Annotated in this window: 14 protein-coding genes and 1 other RNA gene; 9 read left to right on the top strand and 6 right to left on the bottom strand. The window is 67.3% G+C overall.

Annotated elements, in window-relative coordinates; genetic code table 11:
• The first annotated feature begins 205 nt into the window (after positions 1-205).
• From LL964_RS08120 to LL964_RS08110, 3 genes are all read left to right on the top strand, one after another.
• Positions 206-282: non-coding RNA, sX9 sRNA (locus LL964_RS08120), on the top strand.
• A 102-nt stretch (positions 283-384) separates the two neighbouring features.
• Positions 385-1,731, top strand: a complete 1,347-nt coding sequence (locus LL964_RS08115) for a dicarboxylate/amino acid:cation symporter (protein WP_104586808.1) — start codon at positions 385-387, stop codon at positions 1,729-1,731.
• A 178-nt stretch (positions 1,732-1,909) separates the two neighbouring features.
• Complete coding sequence (locus LL964_RS08110; RefSeq protein ID WP_104586807.1) at positions 1,910-4,219, top strand: NADP-dependent malic enzyme; 2,310 nt, start codon at positions 1,910-1,912, stop codon at positions 4,217-4,219.
• A gap of 211 nt (positions 4,220-4,430) precedes the next feature.
• On the opposite strand, the gene LL964_RS08105 is transcribed toward LL964_RS08110, so the two are convergent.
• Complete coding sequence (locus LL964_RS08105; protein WP_146092351.1) at positions 4,431-7,793, bottom strand: GH92 family glycosyl hydrolase; 3,363 nt, start codon at positions 7,791-7,793, stop codon at positions 4,431-4,433.
• A 325-nt stretch (positions 7,794-8,118) separates the two neighbouring features.
• On the opposite strand from LL964_RS08105, the gene LL964_RS08100 reads away from it, so the two are divergent.
• The 3 genes from LL964_RS08100 to LL964_RS08090 are packed head-to-tail and all read left to right on the top strand — an operon-like array spanning position 8,119 to position 10,751.
• On the top strand, positions 8,119-8,316 hold the full coding sequence (locus LL964_RS08100; RefSeq protein WP_011038440.1) for a zinc-finger domain-containing protein: 198 nt from the start codon (positions 8,119-8,121) through the stop codon (positions 8,314-8,316).
• Between the two features lie 10 nt (positions 8,317-8,326).
• Positions 8,327-9,439 (top strand): glycosyltransferase, encoded by a 1,113-nt coding sequence (locus tag LL964_RS08095; protein ID WP_104586806.1) that lies wholly within the window; start codon positions 8,327-8,329, stop codon positions 9,437-9,439.
• Positions 9,420-10,751 (top strand): O-antigen ligase family protein, encoded by a 1,332-nt coding sequence (locus LL964_RS08090; protein WP_104586805.1) that lies wholly within the window; start codon positions 9,420-9,422, stop codon positions 10,749-10,751. The genes LL964_RS08095 and LL964_RS08090 overlap by 20 nt, the downstream gene beginning before the upstream one ends.
• Before the next feature lie 45 nt (positions 10,752-10,796).
• On the opposite strand, the gene LL964_RS08085 is transcribed toward LL964_RS08090, so the two are convergent.
• Complete coding sequence (locus tag LL964_RS08085; RefSeq protein ID WP_104586804.1) at positions 10,797-11,717, bottom strand: LpxL/LpxP family Kdo(2)-lipid IV(A) lauroyl/palmitoleoyl acyltransferase; 921 nt, start codon at positions 11,715-11,717, stop codon at positions 10,797-10,799.
• A gap of 76 nt (positions 11,718-11,793) precedes the next feature.
• On the opposite strand from LL964_RS08085, the gene waaA reads away from it, so the two are divergent.
• Entirely contained in the window at positions 11,794-13,110 is a 1,317-nt protein-coding gene (gene waaA, locus LL964_RS08080) for a lipid IV(A) 3-deoxy-D-manno-octulosonic acid transferase (RefSeq protein ID WP_104586803.1), read from the top strand.
• Positions 13,111-13,253: 143 nt separating this feature from the next.
• On the opposite strand, the gene LL964_RS08075 is transcribed toward waaA, so the two are convergent.
• The 3 genes from LL964_RS08075 to LL964_RS08065 all read right to left on the bottom strand — a co-directional run bounded on the left by LL964_RS08075 (position 13,254) and on the right by LL964_RS08065 (position 16,086).
• On the bottom strand, positions 13,254-14,627 hold the full coding sequence (locus tag LL964_RS08075; RefSeq protein WP_104586802.1) for a TolC family outer membrane protein: 1,374 nt from the start codon (positions 14,625-14,627) through the stop codon (positions 13,254-13,256).
• Positions 14,628-14,647: 20 nt separating this feature from the next.
• The gene (locus LL964_RS08070; RefSeq protein ID WP_104586801.1) at positions 14,648-15,304 is read right to left on the bottom strand and encodes a protein-L-isoaspartate O-methyltransferase family protein; all 657 of its coding nucleotides are present in this window, start codon (positions 15,302-15,304) and stop codon (positions 14,648-14,650) included.
• Positions 15,305-15,432: 128 nt separating this feature from the next.
• Positions 15,433-16,086, bottom strand: coding sequence for a TetR/AcrR family transcriptional regulator (locus tag LL964_RS08065; RefSeq protein ID WP_104586800.1), 654 nt, complete (start codon positions 16,084-16,086; stop codon positions 15,433-15,435).
• A 349-nt stretch (positions 16,087-16,435) separates the two neighbouring features.
• Between LL964_RS08065 and LL964_RS08060 the strand changes: the two genes are divergently transcribed.
• The gene (locus LL964_RS08060) at positions 16,436-19,426 is read left to right on the top strand and encodes a two-component regulator propeller domain-containing protein (RefSeq protein ID WP_425478147.1); all 2,991 of its coding nucleotides are present in this window, start codon (positions 16,436-16,438) and stop codon (positions 19,424-19,426) included.
• A 48-nt stretch (positions 19,427-19,474) separates the two neighbouring features.
• Here LL964_RS08060 and LL964_RS08055 read toward each other — a convergent pair whose 3' ends face one another.
• Entirely contained in the window at positions 19,475-20,359 is an 885-nt protein-coding gene (locus LL964_RS08055) for a LysR family transcriptional regulator (RefSeq protein ID WP_104586860.1), read from the bottom strand.
• Positions 20,360-20,477: 118 nt separating this feature from the next.
• Between LL964_RS08055 and leuC the strand changes: the two genes are divergently transcribed.
• A complete protein-coding gene (gene leuC / locus LL964_RS08050) occupies positions 20,478-21,926 on the top strand; it encodes a 3-isopropylmalate dehydratase large subunit (protein ID WP_104586799.1) in 1,449 nt (482 codons plus the stop codon).
• Position 21,927: the final 1 nt, after the last annotated feature.

Here is a 21,927-nt window from a genome sequence, read left to right as displayed (position 1 = left end):
ATGGCGGTCACGGTGAACGGCTTCAGAAGCGCGCAGGACAAACGGGCAACACGGCAACGTCGGTGTCTGCGTTAAATGCAATTAACGGCCGCCAGCGCTGCGGCTGAAGTGTAGGGGGCCTTCCGTCTGCTGGACAATGTTCACAACGACTGACGACACCGACGGCGCAGGCACCCGGAGGACGCGGCCGCTGCCCGGAATCGGCATGTTCCCATCGTACACTGCGGTCCCGAGTGTGCCGTCCACACCCGCCTGACGATCGCTCGCTACGCTCTGTCAGGCTCTCGTAGTACCAATGGGCTATCGGTCGTGGCGGCGCCGTCCGGCCAGAATGCCCGCACCGGGTGCCGCGCAAGGCACCTCCAGTTCCCTCGGAGTGGTGTCATGCACATCAGCAAGCCTGCCGGCCCGGTGCCGGCGTCCGTGCCCTTCTACCGCCAGCTGTATTTCCAGGTGGTGGTGGCGATCGTCCTCGGCGCCCTGTTGGGGCATTTCGAGCCCGCCTTCGCCGAGAGCCTCAAGCCGCTGGGCGATGCCTTCATCAAGCTGGTGAAGATGATCATCGCTCCGGTGATCTTCCTGACCATCGTCACCGGCATCGCCGGCATGACCCACCTCAAGACGGTAGGCCGGGTCTTCGCCAAGGCGATGACCTACTTCCTGTTCTTCTCCACGCTGGCGCTGGTGGTGGGCATGGTGGTGGCGCACGTGGTGCAGCCGGGTGCCGGCATGAACATCAACCCGGCCGAGCTGGATCAGAGCGCGGTCAACACCTATGTGCAGAAGTCGCACGAGTTGAGCCTGGTCGGTTTCCTGATGGACATCATCCCGGCCACGCTGATCAGCGCGTTCGTGGATGGCAACATCCTGCAGGTGCTGTTCGTGGCGGTGCTGTTCGGCATCGCGCTGGCGCTGGTGGGCGAGCGTGGCCGGCCGGTACTGAGCTTCCTGGAGGCGCTGACCGCGCCGGTGTTCCGCCTGGTGCACATCCTGATGAAGGCCGCGCCGATCGGTGCGTTCGGCGCGATTGCCTTCACCATCGGCAAGTACGGCGTGGAATCGCTGGTCAATCTGGCCTGGCTGGTGGGCTCGTTTTACATCACCTCGTTGCTGTTCGTTCTGGTGATCCTGGGCCTGGTGTGCCGGTTCTGCGGTTTTTCGGTGCTCAAGCTGATCCGCTACCTCAAGGCCGAGCTGCTGCTGGTGCTGGGCACGTCCTCGTCGGAGTCGGCATTGCCTTCGCTGATGGAAAAGATGGAAAAGGCCGGCTGCGAGAAGTCGGTGGTGGGCCTGGTGGTACCGACCGGTTATTCGTTCAATCTGGACGGTACCAACATCTACATGACCCTGGCCGCGCTGTTCATCGCCCAGGCCACCAACGTGGACCTGACCCTGGGCCAGCAGATCACCTTGCTGGCGGTGGCCATGCTCAGCTCCAAGGGTGCGGCCGGCGTGACCGGCGCCGGCTTCATCACCCTGGCGGCCACGCTGTCGGTGGTGCCGGACGTGCCGGTGGCCGGCATGGCGCTGATCCTGGGCGTGGACCGCTTCATGAGCGAGTGCCGCTCGCTGACCAACTTCATCGGTAACGCAGTGGCCACCGTGGTGGTGTCGCGTTGGGAGAACGCGCTGGATCGCGACCAACTGAAGCTGGTGCTGGATGGCGGCTCGCCGCCGCTGCAGGCGCCACCGGCCTCGACCGATACGGTCGCTCCGGTCAGCGCACGCTGAGGCTTCCTGCGGCCCTGTCCTCCGTCGGCGCTCCCGGCGGGGTGCAGGGCCGTTCTGCGTTGGCCGCCGATGGCTGGCGATGCTCCATTCCTGCCGCGCCGACAGCTGCGCGACAGGCCCTTGTTCAGGCAGGAGGGTAGAATTCAGCCCTCCTGCGCCTTCGAGACTTACACAGCCGATGTCCACCGACGACTTCAAACAGGCCGCCCTCGACTATCACCGCCAGCAGCCGGCCGGCAAGATCAAGGTCACCGCGACCAAGCCGATGCTGACCCAGCGCGATCTGTCGCTGGCGTATTCGCCGGGCGTGGCGTTTGCCTGCGAAGCGATCGTCGAGGACGCCACCCAGGCCAGCGAACTCACTGCACGCGGCAATCTGGTGGCGGTCATCAGCAACGGGACCGCGGTGCTGGGCCTGGGCAACATCGGCCCGCTGGCGTCCAAGCCGGTGATGGAAGGCAAGGGCGTGCTGTTCCAGAAATTCGCCGGCATCGACGTGTTCGATATCGAGATCAACGAGAACGATCCGGACAAGCTGGTGGACATCATCGCCAGCCTGGAGCCCACCTTCGGCGGCATCAACCTCGAAGACATCAAGGCGCCGGAGTGTTTCATCGTCGAGCGCAAGCTGCGCGAGCGCATGAACATTCCGGTGTTCCATGACGACCAGCACGGCACCGCGATCATCGTCGGCGCCGCCGTGCTCAATGCGCTGGTAGTCACCGGCAAGAAGATCGAAGAGGTCAAGCTGGCCACCACCGGCATGGGCGCGGCCGGCATCTCCTGCGTCAACATGCTGGTCTCGCTGGGGCTGAAGCCGGAGAACATCCTGGCGCTGGATCGCGACGGCGTGATCCACACCGGCCGCACCGACCTGGACCCGGACAAGCAGCGCTACGCGCGCGATACCGACAAGCGCACCCTGGCCGAGATCGTCGAAGGCGCGGACATCTTCCTGGGCCTGTCGGCCGCCGGCATCCTCAAGCCGGAGATGGTCGCCAGCATGGCGCGCCAGCCGGTGATCTTCGCGCTGGCCAATCCCAACCCGGAGATCACCCCGGAGGCGGCCAAGGCGGTGCGTCCGGATTGCATCATCGGTACCGGCCGGTCGGACTACCCGAACCAGATCAACAACGTGCTGTGCTTCCCCTATCTGTTCCGTGGCGCGCTGGACGTGGGCGCCACCGGCATCAACGAGGAGATGAAGATCGCCTGCGTCAAGGCGATCGCGGCGATGGCACGGCGCGAAGCCTCCGACCTGGGCGCGGCCTACGGCGGCGAGACCCCGAGTTTCGGTCCTGACTACCTGATTCCGCGTCCGCTGGACCCGCGCCTGCTGGTGGAACTGTCGTCTGCGGTTGCGCAGGCGGCGATGGACTCGGGCGTGGCCACGCGCCCGATCACCGACATGGAGGCGTATCGCGACAAGCTCGGCCAGTTCGTCTACCGCACCAGCCTGATGATGAAGCCGGTGTACGACCGCGCCCGCGCCGACAAACAGCGCGTGGTGTATGCCGAAGGCGAAGAAGAAGTGGTGCTGCGCGCGGTGCAGAACGTGGTCGACGAAGGCCTGGCCTTGCCGATCCTGATCGGCCGCCCGGACGTCATCGAGGCGCGTATCCAACGCATGGGCCTGCGCCTGACCGCCGGTGTGGACTTCGAGATCACCAACATCCTCGACGACCCCCGCTTCAACGATTACTGGCAGTACTACCATGCGCTCACCGAACGCCGTGGCGTGACCGTCACCGCGGCCAAGGAGCTGATGCGTTCGCGCCCGACCCTGATCGCGGCAGTGATGGTGGCGCGCGGCGAAGCCGACGCGATGCTGTCCGGCGTGGTCGGCCGCTTCCACAAGAAGCTGGGCTACGCACGCAGCGTGATTCCGCTGGAGCCGCGGGTGAGCTCCACCTCGGCGATGACCGGCGTGATCAACCAGCTCGGCGTGTTCTTCTTCCTCGATACCCATGTGCAGGAAGACCCCACCGTCGAGCAGGTGGTCGAAGCGACGCTGCAGGCCGCGTACCGCCTCAAACTGTTCGGCATCGAGCCCAATATCGCGTTGCTGTCGCATTCCAATTTCGGCAGCCATGATTCGCGCGATGCGCTGAAGATGCGCCAGGTGCGCGAAGCCCTGCTCAAGCGCAAGCCCGAGCTCAATATCGATGGCGAGATGCAGGGCGACACCGCCTGGGACGAAGCGCTGCGCAAGCAGATCATGCCCAACAGCACGCTCAAGGGCCGCGCCAACCTGTTCGTGCTGCCGAACCTGGAAGCGGCCAACATCGCCTACAACCTGGTGCGCGTGTTCACCGATGGCGTGGCGATCGGCCCGATCCTGATGGGCATCTCCAAGCCGGTGCACATCCTCACCACCAGTGCCACCTCGCGCCGGGTGATGAACATGACCGCGATCGCTGCGGTGGATGCGCAGATCCGCAAGCAGCGCGATGCGGAAAAATCGTCAACCGAAAAAGGCAACGAGTGAGTCGAGGTGTCGAAGACTTGCGAGCTGTCCAAGACTTGATTGGCCGAGTGTCGCTCGATTTGAAGCGGTAAGCGCTCGGCCGGCAAGACAACGGCCCAGAGCCCCTCTCCCCACGGGAGAGGGGTTGGGGTGAGGGTAGGGCTTAGCAACGCAAACGGCAGGCGTCGCGGGTCGTCGTCATCCCAAGCGATCACGCCCAAAACCTCACTCCTCAGCGCCCCTCCGGCACTGCACCCAGTAACTCGATCTCCGCCACCTGCGCACGCGCGGGCGCCGTCCAACGCAGCCGATACTCCGCATACGAGCCTGGCGTCGCGATCCGGAACGGGCGCGTTTGCAGCGGCCATTGAAAGCGCTCCTCGCGGCGCGCGTCGACGACGCGCCACGTGCCTTCTGCAGTGCGTGCTTCCAGCGTCCAGGCGGCCGACGCAATCCCGGCGTTGCCGTTGGTCACGGTGTAGAGCATGGCTTCACCGCGATCAAGGCCGCTGAATGTCAGTACCGTGGCCTGCGACACCGCGCTTGCGCTGCCCGCATCGTCGTCATGCAAAGCCGCCAGCGCGCGACCATCGGCCTGCGTCACGCGTGCGCTGGCACCCAGCAGGTCATGCAACGGGGCAGGGCGTTCACCCGCTGGCGTCAACGACGGCGGCGCAGCGTGCGGCTCGCTGCCCCAGCGCGATGGCGCTGGCCCCATCACGAAATCCAGCGTTGCGCCCTTGGCAATCGCCGCATGCGGCAACCAGGTCTTGCGCCACGGTTTGCCGTTGACCCTGAGCGATTGCACGTACACGTTCTGCGGCGAATTCTGCGGCGCATTGACGGTCAGCGTGCCGCCGCCGGGCAGGCGCACGCGCGCGTGGCGGAACAACGGCGAGCCGATCACGTACTCCGCCGCGCCCATGCGCAACGGATAGATGCCCAGTGCCGCGAACAGATACCACGCCGACATCTCGCCATTGTCCTCATCGCCTGCATAGCCCTGGCCGATCTCGCTGCCCAGGTAGAGCCGCGTCAGGATCTCGCGCGTCAGCTGCTGGGTTTTCCACGGCTGCCCGGCATACAGATACATCCACGGAATGTGGTGCGCCGGCTGGTTGCTGTGCGCATACATGCCCATGCGCACATCGCGTGCTTCGGTCATCTCATGGATGGCGTTGCCATAGGAGCCGGCAAATGCCGATTCGCCGGTTTCAGGCGTGGCGAAGAAGCTGTCCAGCTTTGCCGCCAAGGCGTCACGCCCGCCGTACAACGCAGCCAGGCCCTGGCCATCGTGTGGCGCGGTGAACGCAAACGTCCAGCCGCTGGACTCGGTGTAGTCATTGCCCCAGACGCGTGGGTCGTACTGCGCCGGATTCACGCGCCACGCGCCATCGGGTGTACGCCCCTGGAAGAACCCGACTCCAGGATCGAACAAGGCCGCGTATCCGGCCGCGCGATGGCGGAAATACACCGCCTCGGTCGCATACCGCTCACGATCTTCCGCCGTGCTCGCCTGGCGGGACAAGGCATCGGCCATGTTGGCGATGCCGAAGTCGTTGAGCGCGCCTTCCAGCGACCACGACATGCCCTCGTGCGTGTCGGTATCGGTGTAGCCGCGGAAGGTCGAACGCGCCATGCCCTTGCGGCCCACGTGCCGATCCGGCGGCACCACGGTTGCGTTCTTCAACGCCGCCGCATAGGCCTCGGCCGGTTCGAAGCCGCGCACGCCCTTGAGCCAGGCATCGGCGAACGCCACGTCGGAACTGGTGCCGACCATCAGATCGGCATAACCGGGCGACGACCAGCGCGCGATCCAGCCGCCTGCACGCGCTTGTTCGATAAAGCCCTGCACAAGGCGTCCGGCGTCGTCGGGCGCAAAGAGCGCATACGCCGGCCATGCGGTGCGAAAGGTGTCCCACAGCCCGTTGTTGACGTAGACCCGGCCATCGCGGATCGGTGCGAAGCTGCGCACCGCGCTGCCATCGATGTTGTCGTCCGACCAGCTGTTCTGGCTTGCGTAGCGCCAGTCCGGTGCCTGCGCGCTGCCGACGTTTTCATGCCCGGAGTTCGGATACAGGTAGAGCCGGTAGAGATTGGAATACAGCGTGGTCTTCTGGTCGGCAGTCGCATCGGGCACGTCGAACCGCCCCAGCAACGCATCCCACGCGTCCTGCGCTTGCGCGGCGATCTGTTCGATACTGGCCTCGGATGCGATCTCGAGCGCCAGGTTGTGCCTGGCCTGGTCCAGCGAGATCAGCGAGGTCGCGATACGCATCTGCACCTGCCGTGCGCTGCCAGCATCGAACTTGATCCAACCGGTCGGCCGCCCGCTGTCGATGCTCCCGCTGTCCGTCCACGGCCGGTCGAAGCTGGCATAGACATACATGCGCGTCGCCCCGGTCGACAGCCCGCTGCGCACACCGGTGTAGCCGGACAGTGTCTGCGTTGCGGCATCCAGGTGTAGCCCGCCGCGCCCGTCCACATTGTCGAACAGCAGATTGGCATCGCCCTGGTCAGGGAAGCGAAAACGGAACAGCGCCGCATGATCGGTGGGCGCGATCTCGGCCTGGATGCCATTGTCGAACTGCACCGCATAGCGATAGGGGCGTGCGACTTCGTTGGCATGCGAGAACGCCAGTGCGCGCTTTTTTCGATCGGCTTCCGGCACGCCAGCACCGAGCGAGGGCATCACCTGAAACGTCTGCCGATCCCCCATCCACGGGCTCGGTTGATGGCTGAGCGACAGCGCCTGCAGGCGCGGCCGGTTGTCCGCATCGTTGTGCTCGTTCCAGCGATACAGCCAGCTCAGCGTTCCGGCATCGGTCACCGGCGTCCAGAAGTTGAACCCATGCGGCACCGCCGTCGCAGGGAAGTTGTTGCCGCGCGAGAACGTGCCGTTGGATTGCGTGCCGCGTGTGGTCAACACCCAGTCCGATGGGCGGGCCGGCGTTACCAGTGGCACCTCGGCAATGGCGATATCGTCGATCCACCCGGCAGCGCTCGCGCCCGCAGGCGGCGCCACCTCCAGTTCGATCGCCCGCACACGACGCCCGCGCAACCCGGCCACATCCCCCAACCGCACCTGCTTGCGCGTCCACTGCTGCGGATACAGCGTCTTCGAACCGCCTTGCGCCTGCGCGTCCAGTGCAACGCCCTGCTGGTCGCGCGCTGCGCTGGCAGAGACGCGCGTGCCGTCATCCAACAGCAGGTCCAACGAGACATACGTGGATGCCACATGGTCGTTGCCCACACTTTCCGGCAACACCATCCAAGACAATGTCGTGTGTGCATCGATCGGAAGATCGGTGGCGAACAATCTGCGCCGCCCGCCCACTCCCTGCGTCGTATACGCCAACGCATGGGGGCCGGTGTAGCCGGCGTTCGGCTTGGCTGCATATGGCGTTGACGGCCCGGCGCCAATGGCGACATGGACGGCAGTTTCTGCCACCTGCACTGGCGTCGGGTCACCGCCGTCGAAGCTGCTTGCGAAGTGCGTCGCTGCCAGTGTCGGCAGCGTAGCGGAATACAGCAGGGCAACCGCGAGCGTTCGCGGCAGACCGCGCGGGTGCAGCTGGGCAACAGGCAAGGTCACGGGGTGATGTCTCCTTGGGGCGGGCGCGGCCGCCCGTGCGCTGGGCCGATGCTGCGCCCGTCGGGGGGCGCGCAGCCGGATGGCGGAGCGCCGACTCCCGATGATAGGCGGCATGCCCGGCGCAGTGTCGTTGCGCTGCAGCGCCGTCGGCAGGCGGGTGCAAGCGGCTCGATGCATCCACAGCGGCCTCGGCGATGGGATCGGCAGCGCGACGGCAAGCGATGCGCCTACCGTCCGCACGGGCCGTGACTCCTCGGTCGATGGGCCGATCATCATGCAGGCTGCTAGAATCCGCGCTCTGCCTTTGCCTTCCGATCGCACCGCCATGAGCCAGACCGCCACCGCGCCCGCCAATGCCGAAAAGCGTTACACCGTGCACCGCGGCGACCTGCCGCTGAGCTGCCCGACGCCTGCGATGGCGCTGTGGAACTCGCATCCGCGCGTGTACCTGCCGATCGAGGACGAGCCCAACTGCGAGGCCAAGTGCCCGTATTGCGGCGCGCTGTTCGTGCTCGCCGACTGATACTGGCCGGATGCACCGCCTGACCGTGGTGCAACTGCTGCCGGCACTGCAGTCCGGCGGCGTCGAGCGCTCCACCCTGGAAATCGCCGCCGCCCTGGTGCAGGCGGGGCATCGCGCCGTGGTCGTGTCAGCCGGCGGTCGCCTGGTCCAGCCATTGCTGGATGCCGGTGGCGAGCATCTGACCCTGGATATCGGCCGCAAGTCCTTGTTGACGCTGCGGCATGTGGTCGGCCTGCGCCGGCTGTTCGCCGGACTCGGGGCCGACATCGTGCATGCGCGCTCGCGGTTGCCGGCCTGGTTGGGGTGGTACGCGCTGCGCGGCATGCCGGCCGCGACGCGGCCGCGCTTCGTCACCACCGTCCACGGCCTCAACTCGCCCAGCCGCTACAGTGCGGTGATGACCTACGGCGAGCGGGTCATCTGCGTCTCGCGCACGGTGCGCGACTACGTGGGCACACACTACCCGCGCACCGAGGCGGCCCGCCTGCGCACCATTGCGCGCGGCGTGGACATCGCCCAGTTTCCGCGCCGTCCGCGGCCGGATCGCCGCGCGCGCGCCTGGGTCCAGAGCCTGTTGCCCGGCCTGCCGGCCGAGGCGCCGCTGCTGTTGTTGCCGGGTCGCGGCACCCGCCTGAAGGGCCATGCCGACGGTCTGCAACTGCTGGCCGACGTGCGTGCGGCCGGCGTGGCGGCCTGGCTGTGGCTGCCGGGGGCGCGCGAACCCGGACGCGAGGCCTATGTGCGCGAACTGGAGGCCGAGGCCACCCGCTTGGGCGTGGCCGAGGCCGTGGCGTTCACCGAGCCCACCGCGCGCATCGCCGAGGCCTATGCCGCCAGCGATCTGGTGCTGCAACTGTCGCGCAAACCCGAAGCCTTCGGCCGCACCGTGGTCGAAGCCCTGTCGGTCGGACGGCCGGCACTGGGCTGGGCACACGGCGGGGTCGGTGAACTGCTTGCCGAGCTGCAGCCCGGCGGCGCGGTCGCGCCTTTCGATGCCGCAGCCCTGTGCGCGCAGGCGCTGGCCCTGCTGCGGCAGGCGCCTGCGGCTCCGGCGGTCATTCCCTATACGTTGCAGGCCATGCAATCGGCCACCTTGAAGGTCTATGACGAACTCCGCCGCTGACGCCATGGCGCGCCCACCCGTATTGACCCCGGACGTCGGCCGCTGGGCGCCGGCCTGGGTGATCCTGTTCGTCGCGCTATGGCCCACGCCCGGGCTGGCCGAAACGGTGTTGTCGCTGGGCGCGGTGTTCGCCGCCTACCGTTTGCTGCACGCGCGCTTCCGCGGCGGTACCGGCTTGCTCAGCGGCGCGGCCTGGGCCCTGACCAGCGTGCTGTTCCTGGCCTACTGGCTGCCGCAGATGCTGTCGGCGTTCGATGCGGTGGATGCCGGCCGTGCACTGCGCAAGTCCGCCACGGATCTGCGCTACCTGCCGTTCATGTGGCTATGCGCGATCGCAGTGGCCAATGCGCAGCGCCGCCGTCGCACCTTCACCGGGCTGGCGGTGATCGGCGGGGTGTGGACACTGGATGCATTGGCGCAGGCGGTGATCGGCAGCAGCCCGCTGTTCTTCGGCCTGGATCAGCTCAAGCAACTGATCAGCGGCCACGGACTATGCACCGCGCAGGAGCTGGCGCTGGTGGACCGCCTCAGCGGTGCGCTGGGGCCATGCAACCTCAAGTTCGGGCAGACCCTGGCCAGCCTGTCGCCCTTCCTGTTGCTGGCGCTGGGGCGGCGCACGGTCTGGGCCTGGGGGGGCGCTGCGGCGGCGGTCGGCATCGTGCTGGTGCTGGCAGGTTCGCGCGCATCGTGGATCACCTATGCGGTGATCGTGCTGCTGTCCGGCTGGCAATTGCTGGGTGGCCGCCGGCTGCTGGCGGTAGCGGTGGCCGGCGCGCTGCTGGGCGGTGGCGTGGTGGCAGTGGCGCCGCAGGCGCGCGAGCGCATCCAGCGTACCGCCCTGGCGTTCGGCGATGGCGAACAGGGCGTGGACCAGGCCTTGTCCGGGCGTGCCCAGATCTGGGGCGCGGCGCTGTGCATGATCGCCGAGCATCCGATCAATGGCGTGGGCGCGCGCGGCTTCCGTCAGGCGTACCCGGCCTGCAATCCGGCCCCGACCCAGGCGCCGGCCTGGGGCGATGGTCCGGCCTTCCATGCGCACCAGATCGTGCTGGAAATCCTGGCCGAAACCGGGGTGGTCGGGTTGCTGCTGTGGCTCGCCGGTGCGGCGCAGGCGTGGCGCGCGTGGCGCTATTCGAGCGCGGCCGCACGCGAGCAGGCGCGTCCGGCGATGATCGCGCTGGTGGCAACGGTCTTCCCGCTCAACACGCACCTGGCCTTCTATTCCAGCTTCTGGGGCGGGTTGAGTCTGATGCTGGCCGGGTTGTATGCCGGAGCACTGCTCAACGACGATGGCGATCCGCCGCCGCGCTGAGCGATCGCGTGATGAACTCCGGCCCGCGCACGCGGACCCGCCGGGTCATTGATAGAACGCGCTGCGCCCGCCGGGCTGGCGCTTGAAGCGGCGGTGGATCCACAGGTATTGATCCGGCGCTTCGCGCACCATGTCTTCGATCGCCGCATTGACCTGGGTGGTATCGGCGATCACGTCGTCGGACGGAATGCCCGCCAGCGGCGGTGCAATCTTGAGGATGTAGCGCCCGCCTTCGCGGCGATGGAAGTACGGCACCACCGCGCACCCGGTCAATCGCGCCAGTTGATGGGTGGCGGTGATGGTGGAGGCCGGATGGCCGAAGAACGGCACGAACACGGTGTCCTTGCCGCGCATGTCCTGGTCGGGTGCGTACCACAGGAAGCCGCCGCGCTTGAGATGCTTGATGGTGGCGCGCAGGTCTTCGTTGGCGAACATGTGCGTGGCATAGCGCAGACGCCCGCGCTTGACCGCCCATTCGAACACCGGATTGCGGTGCCTGCGGTACATGCCGGCCAGCGGCACGTACTCGCACAGCAGGCGTCCGCACATCTCCAGCGTCATGAAGTGGCCGGACACCAGCAGCACGCCGCGCTGCTGCTCCTGTAACCGTTGCAGATGCTCCAGGCCTTCGATCTGCACCCCCGGGCGAATCGCATCGATGCTGCCCCACCAGGCGCGCGCGAATTCGAACAGGCCCACACCCAGCGCATCGAAGCTGTCGCGCAGCAGTCGTGCCCGCCAGGCGTCGTCCTGTTCGGGGAAGCACAACTTGAGGTTTACTTCGGCAGCGCGACGGCGCGTGCCCGCCACGCGCATGGCGATCCAGCCCACGCCGCGCCCCACCGCGCGCTGCAGCGTCCAGGGCAGGCGGCCGGCCAGCACCATCACTGCGAGCCCAAGATACATGGGCCAGTGCCTGGGGTTGCGCAGGGAGGGGCGAACGGCGACGTTGGCGGACTCGGACATGCGGCAATTCTAAGGGATCGCGTGCGCGCGGCAGCGTGCACATGCGCACGCCGGAGCGCTCCCGTATCCTGCACGGATGCGGAAAGACCCGATCGAATGGCTATTGCGTGGGCTGTACTCGGCGCTGTTGTATCTGTTGCTGCCGATCACGGTGTACCACCTGGTGTGGCGCGGCTTCCGCGTGCGCGAATACTTCAATCGCTGGAACGAGCGCTACGCGTCGTACACGCATGCCTGCGGCCGCCCGCGCGTCTGGGTGCATGCGGTGTCGGTGGGCGAGGTCAATGCGGCCGTGCCGCTGGTCAACGCCTTGCGCGCGCAGCGGCCGGATATCCGCTGGGTCATCACCACCATCACGCCGACCGGCTCCGAGCGCGTGCGCGCGGTCTGGGGTGATGCGGTGGATCACGTCTATCTTCCCTACGACGTGCCCGGCAGCGTGGGCCGTTTCCTGGAACATTTCCGCCCGCGGCTGGCCTTGATCCTGGAAACCGAGTTGTGGCCGAACATGTTGTTCGGTTGCCGCGATCGCAGGATTCCGCTGTACATCCTCAACGCCCGGCTGTCGGCACGCTCGCTGCGTGGCTACCGCGTGCTGGCACCGTTGATCAGTCGCGCGCTGCGCACGGTGACCTGCGTGGCGGCGCAGTCGCAGGACGACGCGGAGCGTTTCATCACCCTGGGCGCGCGGGCCGACCAGGTGGTGGCGCTGGGCAACCTCAAGTTCGACATCGCCGCGCCTGCGCAATTGCCTGTACTGGTGGCGCAGTTCCGCGCGCATGTGCCGGCCACGCGACCGGTGTGGATCGCCGCCAGCACGCATGAAGGCGAGGAGGCGGCGGTGGCCGATATCCATGCGCGGCTGCTGGCACAATTTCCCGATCTGCTGTTGCTGTGGGCGCCGCGTCACCCCGAACGTTTCGGCAAGGTGGAAGCACTGGCGCGCGAACGTGGTTGGTGCGTGGCCACGCGCAAGGCGCAGCAGTGGCCGCAGGCGCACGATGCGGTATTCGTCATCGATACCCTGGGCGAGCTGATGAGCTTCTATGCGTGCGCCCAGGTCGCCTTCGTCGGTGGCAGCCTGCAGCCGATCGGCGGGCACAACCTGCTCGAGCCGGCCGCCGTGGGCACCGCAGCGGTCACCGGCCCGCATCTGCACAACTTCTCCGAAATCTCGCGGCGCATGCGCGAGGCCGAAGCGGTTGCCATCTGCGATGACGCCGCTTGTGTCCACCGCGAACTGGCGCGCCTGCTGAGCGAGCCGGCGCAGCGCGAAGCCATGGTCGCCGCCGGCCTGGCGCTGGTCGCCAACGGCAAGGGCGCGGTGGCGCGCACGCTGGTGCAGATCGCGCCGGATCTGCCGCCGGTGGCCAGCGAGGGTGCGTTGCCGTGAGCCGCAGCAGCGCGCTGCCATTCGCGCGCGATCACGGGTCGGCAGGGGCCACCTCAGGCGCCGTGCACGCGCCTGCAGGCACTTGCCGTCGCAAACGAAAAAGGCGGGCCTGAGCCCGCCTTCCCGGCAACATCTGCGCTGCGTTACTGCAGCGAGCCGCTGCCCTGCAGCCCGGCCTCGGCATCCTGCGACAACAGGCGGTTGACGTCCTGCAGGTCGGCGATATCCAGCTTGCCGATCGCCTGGCCCAGCAGCAGCCGGTTCTGCAGGAAGGTGTAGCGCGCCTGCGCATAGGCCACCTGCGATTGATACAGCGTGCGCTGGTTCTGCACCACGTCCAGCACAGTGCGGGTACCCACTTCCAGGCCGACCTGCGACGCGTCGTAGGCCGCCTGCGCCGAGACCACGGCCAGACGGCGCGCTTCCACTTCGCTGATGCCGGCGACCACGGTCTGGTAGGCATTGCGTGTATTGCGATCGAGCGCGCGCTTCTGCTGCTCGTAGGTGTCCTGCTGGATATCGCGGCGCGACAGCGCCTGGCGCACGGCCGACTGCGTGGCGCCACCGGCGAAGATCGGAATCGAGACGGTGAAGCCGATGGAGTCGGTGTCGATGTCGCGGCCCTGGGTGGTGAAGACGCCGCTTTCGGCAGCGCCGCCGCCCCAGCTATTGGTCCGCCCGATGTTGCCGTTCAGACTCACGGTGGGCAGGTGACCGGCGCGCGCGGCATTGACCTGCGCTTCGGCGGCGCTCACCTGCAGCTGCTGCGCTTTGAGTTCCGGGTTGTCGGCGATGGCGGTGGCCACCAATTGATCGACATTGCCGTAGGCCGCCGGCACCTCGGGGCGGAAGCTCTCCGGCAGCGAGCGCAGGGCCGTCACCGGCTGGCCGGTGAGTTCGGTCAGCGCCTGGTAGTAGTCCTTCAACAGGTTGCGCGCATTGATGGTGTCGGCGCGCGCCTGGTCGTACTGGGCACGCGCTTCGTGCACGTCGGTGATCGGCGCCAGGCCGACCTCCAGACGCTTGTCGGCGAAGTCGAACTGCTTCTTGGCCGCCGCTTCGTTGGTCTCCGCCGCTGCCAGCGACTCGATCCCCACCAACACCTGGAAGTACGCCGCCGAGGTGCGGGTGATCAGATTGTTGTTGGCCGACTGCAGGGTGAAATCCGCCGCTTTGGCGATCTCGCGCTGCGCGCGCAGGTTGGCGAACTGCGCCCAGTTGAAGATGGTCTGGCTGCCCTGGATCTGCTGCGAGCGCGAGGAGGTGGTGATACGCCCGTCCAGCCCTTCGATCTCACGATGCGCCTTGCTGTAGCTCGCCTGCCCATCCAGCTGCGGCAACAATGCCGCCCGGGCCTGCACCTGGCCCTCCCGATTCACCAGCCGGGTGGACTCGGCCACGGCCAGCTGCGGGTCGCCATTGCGGGCCATTTCGTAGACCTGCAGCAGATCGGTGGCGTGCGCCGCCATCGGTGACAGGGCGGCGGCCAGGGCCAGGGCGAGGGATCGGCGGATCATCGGGGGAGCTTCCTTGGGAATCAGAATTGGAATCGGGGCGTCGGTGCGGCGCCCTGCAGATAGGCGAGGTCGGTTTCGAACAACGATTCGATGCGTGGGGCGTTGACCTCGCCACGGACCAGGACCGCTTCCATGACCGGATCGTGACCGCGCACCACGAACAGCCGGCCATTCGGACGCAGCCACTGCAGCCACTGGACCGGCAGGGTATCGACGGCGCCGGTCACGCAGATGGCATCGAAGCGACGCTCGCTCTGCCAGCCGAAGACGTCGGCGGTTTCGATGCGGACGTTGCTGCCCAGGCCGGTGCGGTCCAGGTTGGCGCGTGCGGCGGCAGCCAATGCCGGGTCGATCTCCAGGCTCACCACTTCGCGGGCCAGTGCTGCCAGGCAGGCAGTGGAAAACCCGCTGCCGGTGCCGACTTCCAGCACGTCTTCGCCCGGTTGCAGATCCAGCGCCTGCAGCATGCGGCCTTCGATCACCGGCTTCATCATCTTGTGGCCGGCCGACAGCGGAATTTCCACGTCGACATAGGCCAGCGTCTTGTAGGCCTCCGGCACGAAAGCTTCGCGCGGCATGCGCGCCAGCACGTCGAGCACGCGCAGGTCCAGCACGTCCCACGGCCGGATCTGCTGTTCGACCATTTTTTCGCGGGCCTGGGTGAAATCGATCGTCATGGTGCGGTTATCCAACACGGTGGGGCGGACATTTTACCGGTGCGCGGGGCGGCTGGTGCATCTAGCATCGCCGCGCACCGACGGCCGGCGCAGTGCCGGAAGTCATCGCCACCAAAGGCGCCCGCCGATCAGCGCGACGCATAGGCCTTCAAGAAAAAATCCACACTCGAGGTGATGTGCTCGTCCACCTGTGCGCGGCTGGGTTGGCCGTGCAGCCCGCACATCATCAACGCATACAGTTCGCCCTTGAGCAGGCAGAAGAACTGCGAAGCGGCGCGTGCCAGGTCGGGAATGTCGAGCTGCCCGTCGGCCACCCGCGCGGCCAGAAAGTCCGCCAACGCCTGCTGGGTTCGCTTGGGGCCCGCGTCCCAGAACATCTCGCGCACATGCACGTCGCCGGTCCCCGGCGCCATCATCATGCGGTGGGTGGAAATGGCCGATTCGGTGCTGACCATGGCGAAGAACGCATGGGCGATCTCGGTCAGCTGGTCGCGCAATGCACCCTTGGGCGCGTGATCGAACAGGTCGTCCGGCATCATGTGCTGGCATTGCGCACGGATGGCCTCGGAAAACAGGCTCTCCTTGTCGCCGAAATGGCTGTACACGGTCAGCTTGGAGACGCCGGCCTGGGCGGCGATCCCGTCCATGCTGACGCCGGCATAGCCCTGCTCCATGAACAGGGCGCGCGCAGCGTCGAGGATCGCGGCGCGCTTGCCGAGGTCTTTGGGACGTCCGGGACCGTTGCTCCTGGCCTTGGACTTGAGGGGGGGCGAGCTGGACATGCGCTCAATACTAGACCATCCGGTTCTATATTTATACTGGAAGGGCTGAACGCATCAGCACGAATGCGCGCCCCATCCGGCCCACCCATCTCCGCCACGCCGTGGCAGGTGAATACGCGCGCAGATGGCGGGAATTCCACGCGATCGCTCGCACCTGCGGCGCATGGCAATGGTGATGATCCATCACGGTTACATTCGTATGCTCCCGGTGTCATGGTGCACCCGGCAGCTGTGGGGGATGTACCTAAGGCGGGGCAAAAATCCCGGTGCTAGATTGGCGCAACGCCCGCCGGCGCTTGCCGCAGGGCAACTCCATCGGGCATGGACGGGGGAAGGAAGCGTGGACAGGATCGGGGCGGATGCGCAGGCAGGCTGCGCTCGCGGCACAGGCGTGTCGCGGGCGGTCATTGCCTGGCTATGGATCCTGCTGTGCTGCCAGGGACTGGGAATCCTGCCGGCTGCCGCGCAGCCGCTGGAGCACACCGCCTATCACACCGTCACCCGCTGGAACATGGACGACGGCCTGCCGCACAACCTGGTGCACGCCGTCGCCCAGGGCGAGGACGGGCTGATCTGGGTCGGCACCTGGGAAGGTGTGGCGCGCTTCAACGGCCGCGATTTCACCGTCTACGACCGCCAGAACACGCCCGGGGTGGAGCTGGGCGGCGTCTTCGTGGTGGCACGCGACGGTGCCGGCATGTTGTTCGGTACTGCCTTCGATGGGGTCTATCACTATCAGGATGGTCGCTGGCGACAGCTGGGCGACGCCTCGGCCCGCCATCTGGCGGTGAGCGCGCTGCTGCGTCGCACCGACGGCGCGTTATGGGTGGGAACTCCGCAGACGCTGTACCGCATCGAGCCGGACGGTCGGCTGCTGGACATCGGCCGCCAGGCAGGGCTGCCGCGCGCACGGATCACCGCCCTGCAGGCCGACGACGGCGGCGATGTCTGGATCGGCACCGAGGTCGGGCTGTATCGCCTGCCGGCGGCGGGAGGGGCGGTCGAGGCCTGGGGGGCGGCGCACGGCATGCGGGCCGCGCCGGTGCGACGCCTGGCCAGCGATCGCAACGGCGGCCTGCTGGTCGCCGGCGATGACGGCGTGTGGTGGTGGAGCCGCGGCGGCGGCCTGCAGCGCTTCCGCCAGGGTGAGCGGGTGGATGCATTGCTGCTGGACCGGCGCGGACATCTGTGGATGAGCCTGCCGACCGGCACCCTGGTGGTCCACAGCAGTGCGCAGGCGCAGGACGAACAGATCGCCATTTCCGGCGTGGCCAGCCCGGCCTTGCTGGAAGATGCCGAAGGTCTGATCTGGGTCGGCAGCACGCATGGCCTGTTCCGCATCGCCGAAGGCGCCGCGCACGGCATTACCCAGGCCGATGGATTGGCGTCGGACTACGTGCGCACGGTCCTGCAGACTGCCGATGGCACGGTGTGGGTGGGCAGTGCGGTGGGCCTGGATCGCTGGCGCGACGGCCGGATCGACCGGGTCGCCTTGCTGCCCAGCGACGATGGACGCGTGCTGGAGCAATCGGTGCTGTCGCTGGCCGATGCGGGAGACGGCGGCGTCTGGGCCGGAACGTACAGCCAGGGCGTGCTGCGCCTGGATGCGCAGGGCGAGGTGCGCACGCGCATCGGGGCGGCCGACGGCCTGCCGTCGCTGTCGGTGCGTGCGGTGCTGCCGGACGGCGAGGACCTGTGGATCGGCACCACCGGTGGCCTGGTGCGCTGGCGCCAGGGCAAGGCGCACCGATACACCGCTGCAGATGGCGTGCCCGACGGTTCGGTGCAGGCGCTGTACCGTGATGCGCAAGGCGTGGTGTGGAGCGGTACCGACCGCGGCATGACCGCGTTGTCACCCGACGGCAGCACGCGCGCGTGGCTGGGCGAGCAGGACTTCCCCGGACAGAACGCCTTCGATTTCCTGCGCGATGCCGCTGGCGATCTGTGGATCGCCAGCGATCGCGGCCTGCTGCGCCTGCGCGGCGAACGCTTCCGCGTCTACGACCATCGCGTCGGACTGCCGCGCGACAAGGTGTTCCGGGTGATCGACGATGGCCGCGGTCATCTATGGTTGTCCAGCAATCACGGCGTGTTCCGCATCGCACGCAGCGACTTCGATCAGATCGATGCCGGCACCCGCGAGCAATTGAGCGTGGAAGTGGTGGATCGCAGCGATGGCATGCCCAGCAACCAGGGCAACGGCAGCAGCGCGCCGGCCGGCTGGTTGACGCAGTCCGGGCAGCTGTTGTTTCCCACCTCCGCCGGCCTGGGCGTGATCGATCCTGCGCGGGTCGGTACCCTGCAGGGGCATCGCGTGCCGATCGTGTTCGAGCGTCTGCTGGTCGATGGCATGGTGCAGCCGCTGAGCGGGCCGCACCAGTTCGGCGCCGAAACCCGTCGCATCGCCATCGGCTATGCGGGGTTGAATTTCCGCGGCCCGGACAAGGTGCGCTACCGCTACCGGCTGGAGGGATTCGACCCGGATTGGGTGGATGCCGACGGTGCCACCGAGGCGGTATACACCAACCTGCCGCCGGGGCAGTTCCGTTTTCGGGTGCAGGCCATGTCGCTGCCGGTGGATTGGCGGCAGGCGGCGCTGCAAGGGGAGTCCAGCATGATGATCGCGCTGGCCCCACCGTGGTGGCGCCGCGGCGAAGTGATCGCACTGGGGCTGCTGCTGGCCGGTGGCCTGATCTATGCGTTCTACCTGTGGCGTACGGCCAGTTACCGCCATCGGCAACGCCAGCTCAACACCGTCATCGATCGGCGGACACGCGAGTTGAGCGACAAGAACCTGGCCCTGCAACAGGCCAGTCAGGAGCGCGAAGCCCTGATGCGCCAGCTGGAGTATCGCGCCAGCCACGACGTGTTGACCGCGCTGCCGAACCGCCGCGAGGCCGAGCGCGTGCTGCAGCAATGGTTCGACGAAGCGCGGGCCGGTGGCGCCCCGCTGGCATTGGCGCTGATGGATATCGATCACTTCAAACGCATCAACGATGCGCACGGCCACGAGGTGGGCGATGCGGTATTGTGCGCGGTCGCCGAAGTCCTGAGCGAACAGGGACAGGCGCGTTGTTTTGCCGCGCGCCACGGCGGCGAAGAATTCCTGCTGGCAGCCACTGGCCTGGATGCCGCGCAGGCGCGCATGCTGTTCGAAGGCATGCGGCAACGGCTGGCAGCGATCGAGATCGACGCGCACGGCAGCAGCGTGCGCTGCACCGCCAGCATGGGCATGGCGATGAGCGGGCAGGCGCCGACCCGGCGCGAGCTGCTCGCCCTGGCCGATCGCCGGCTGTATCAGGCCAAGCGGTTGGGGCGCGATCGGTTGGTGGACCAGTAACTGCGGCAGGGCGCCAGCGTCCGGGCTGGAGGGGACACGCGCGCCCGCTCAGGGCCTGGGCTTGTCGGCCTGCGCGTTCAATAGGGCGACAAAGGCCTGCGCGGCACGCGACAAGGTGCGCCCGCCGTGGGTCACGCAGCCCAGCTCGCGCGACAGCGCCACATCGGCCACCGGCAGCGCCACGATCTGATGGTCGATCATGCGCTCGGGCAGCACGCTCCAGGCCAGGCCCACCGAGACCAGCATCTTGATCGTCTCCAGATAGTTGGTGGTCATGCGCAGCCGCGGCGCCAGCCCACGATCGGCGAACAGCCCGGCAACGATGCGATGGGTGAAGGTCCCTGCATCCGGCAGGACCGCTGGATACGCTGCCACGTCGTCCAGCGTCACCTCGCGCAAACCGGCCAGGGGATGGTCCGGGGCGACGACGACCTGCAGGCGGTCGTGCCAGATCGATTGCGCACGCAGCGGCGCACGCGTGTCCGGTGCCAGCGTGGTCACCGCCAGCTCCACCTCGCCGCGCAGCACCGCCGCATATGCCAACTCCGAATCCAGGAACTGGATGTCCAGTGCTGCCTGTGGCTGCTGCGCGGCAAACTGGCGAAGCAGCGCCGGCAGACGATGCAGGCCGACATGGTGACTGGTGGCCAGGCTCAGACGGCCGCCGACTGCCGCACCCAGATGCTCCAGCACGCGGCGGGTGTCTTCCAGCTCTGACAGGATGCGCTGGGCGCGCGGCAGCAGGGCCTGTCCCGCTTCGGTCAGCACGACCTGGCGGCCCAGGCGATCGAACAGCCGTGCGGACAGTTGTGCTTCAAGCACCGCGATGCGCTTGCTCACCGCCGGTTGGGTCAAGTGCAGCGACTCGCCTGCCCCAGAAAAACTGCCGCTCTCGGCGATCGCCACGAACGCGCTCAGATTTGCGAGGTCCAAAACCATTCCTATAATTCATTCCTTGAATAAACAATATGAATTTGTGTTATCCGAGGCAAGCTCCTAGCATCGAACCCAGCCAGATGGGCCTGCCCACCCTTCGCCAACGGACCACGCAATGACTGCCAAGACCCTGTACGACAAATTGTGGGAGATGCACGAGGTCGCCCGCCGCGATGACGGCTCGTCGTTGATCTACATCGACCGCCACATCCTGCATGAAGTGACCTCGCCACAGGCCTTCGAGGGTCTGCGTCTGGCCGGGCGCAAGCCATGGCGGATCGATGCCAACATCGCCACGCCCGACCACAACGTGCCGACCACGCGGACCGAGCGCCAGGGCGGGCTGCAGGCGATCGCCGATGAAGTGTCGCGGCTGCAGGTGCAGACCCTGGACGAGAACTGCGACGATTTCGGCATCCTCGAGTTCAAGATGAACGATACCCGCCAGGGCATCGTGCACGTGGTCGGCCCCGAACAGGGCGCCACCTTGCCGGGCATGACCGTGGTCTGCGGCGATTCCCACACGTCCACGCACGGCGCATTCGGCGCGCTGGCGCACGGCATCGGCACCTCCGAGGTCGAGCACGTGCTGGCCACCCAGTGCTTGATCGCCAAGAAGATGAAGAACATGCAGGTGCGCGTCGAAGGCAGCTTGCCGTTCGGCGTCACCGCCAAGGACATCGTGCTGGCCGTGATCGGCAGGATCGGCACCGCCGGCGGCAACGGGCATGCGCTGGAATTTGCCGGCAGCGCCATTGCCGAGCTGTCGATGGAAGGGCGCATGACCATCTGCAACATGTCCATCGAAGCCGGGGCGCGTGTGGGCATGGTGGCGGTGGACGAAAAGACCATTGCCTACGTGCAAGGTCGTCCGTTCGCACCCAAGGGCGCCGAATGGGACGCGGCCGTCGTGTTGTGGCGCACGCTGGTGTCCGACCCAGGCGCACACTTCGACACGGTGGTGGAACTGCGTGCCGAGGACATCAAGCCGCAGGTCAGCTGGGGGACCTCGCCGGAGATGGTGCTGGCGGTGGATCAGCAGGTGCCGGATCCCGCTGCCGAGCCGGATCCGACCAGGCGCGACTCGATCGAGCGCGCGCTCAAGTACATGGGCCTGCGCGCCAACCAGCCGATCACCGAGATCCGCCTGGATCGCGTGTTCATCGGTTCATGCACCAATTCGCGCATCGAAGACCTGCGTGCGGCCGCTGCGGTTGCCAGGGGCCGCAAGGTGGCCTCCACCATCAAGCAGGCGCTGGTGGTACCGGGCTCGGGCCTGGTCAAGGCGCAAGCCGAGGCCGAAGGCCTGGACAAGGTATTCCTGGAGGCCGGCTTCGAATGGCGCGAGCCAGGCTGCTCGATGTGCCTGGCGATGAATCCGGACAAGCTGGGCAGCGGCGAGCATTGCGCTTCCACCTCCAACCGCAATTTCGAAGGTCGCCAGGGTGCCGGTGGCCGCACCCACCTGGTCAGCCCGGCGATGGCGGCAGCGGCGGCGGTGAGCGGGCATTTTGTCGATGTGCGTGAGCTTGGGGATTCGGGAATGGGGATTCGGGATTCGTAAA

It is taken from the genome of Xanthomonas melonis (assembly GCF_020783655.1).
GTDB classification, from domain to species: domain Bacteria; phylum Pseudomonadota; class Gammaproteobacteria; order Xanthomonadales; family Xanthomonadaceae; genus Xanthomonas; species Xanthomonas melonis.
This window is presented reverse-complemented; position numbering and strand designations above follow the sequence as displayed.

Coding starts and splice junctions, on each gene's coding strand:
- LL964_RS08115 (WP_104586808.1), top strand. CDS start 385: ATGCACATCAGCAAGCCTGCCGGCCCGGTGCCGGCGTCCGTGCCCTTC.
- LL964_RS08110 (WP_104586807.1), top strand. CDS start 1,910: ATGTCCACCGACGACTTCAAACAGGCCGCCCTCGACTATCACCGCCAG.
- LL964_RS08100 (WP_011038440.1), top strand. CDS start 8,119: ATGAGCCAGACCGCCACCGCGCCCGCCAATGCCGAAAAGCGTTACACC.
- LL964_RS08065 (WP_104586800.1), bottom strand. CDS start 16,086: ATGTCCAGCTCGCCCCCCCTCAAGTCCAAGGCCAGGAGCAACGGTCCC.
- LL964_RS08085 (WP_104586804.1), bottom strand. CDS start 11,717: ATGTCCGAGTCCGCCAACGTCGCCGTTCGCCCCTCCCTGCGCAACCCC.
- LL964_RS08070 (WP_104586801.1), bottom strand. CDS start 15,304: ATGACGATCGATTTCACCCAGGCCCGCGAAAAAATGGTCGAACAGCAG.
- LL964_RS08090 (WP_104586805.1), top strand. CDS start 9,420: ATGACGAACTCCGCCGCTGACGCCATGGCGCGCCCACCCGTATTGACC.
- LL964_RS08095 (WP_104586806.1), top strand. CDS start 8,327: ATGCACCGCCTGACCGTGGTGCAACTGCTGCCGGCACTGCAGTCCGGC.
- LL964_RS08075 (WP_104586802.1), bottom strand. CDS start 14,627: ATGATCCGCCGATCCCTCGCCCTGGCCCTGGCCGCCGCCCTGTCACCG.
- waaA (WP_104586803.1), top strand. CDS start 11,794: ATGCGGAAAGACCCGATCGAATGGCTATTGCGTGGGCTGTACTCGGCG.
- leuC (WP_104586799.1), top strand. CDS start 20,478: ATGACTGCCAAGACCCTGTACGACAAATTGTGGGAGATGCACGAGGTC.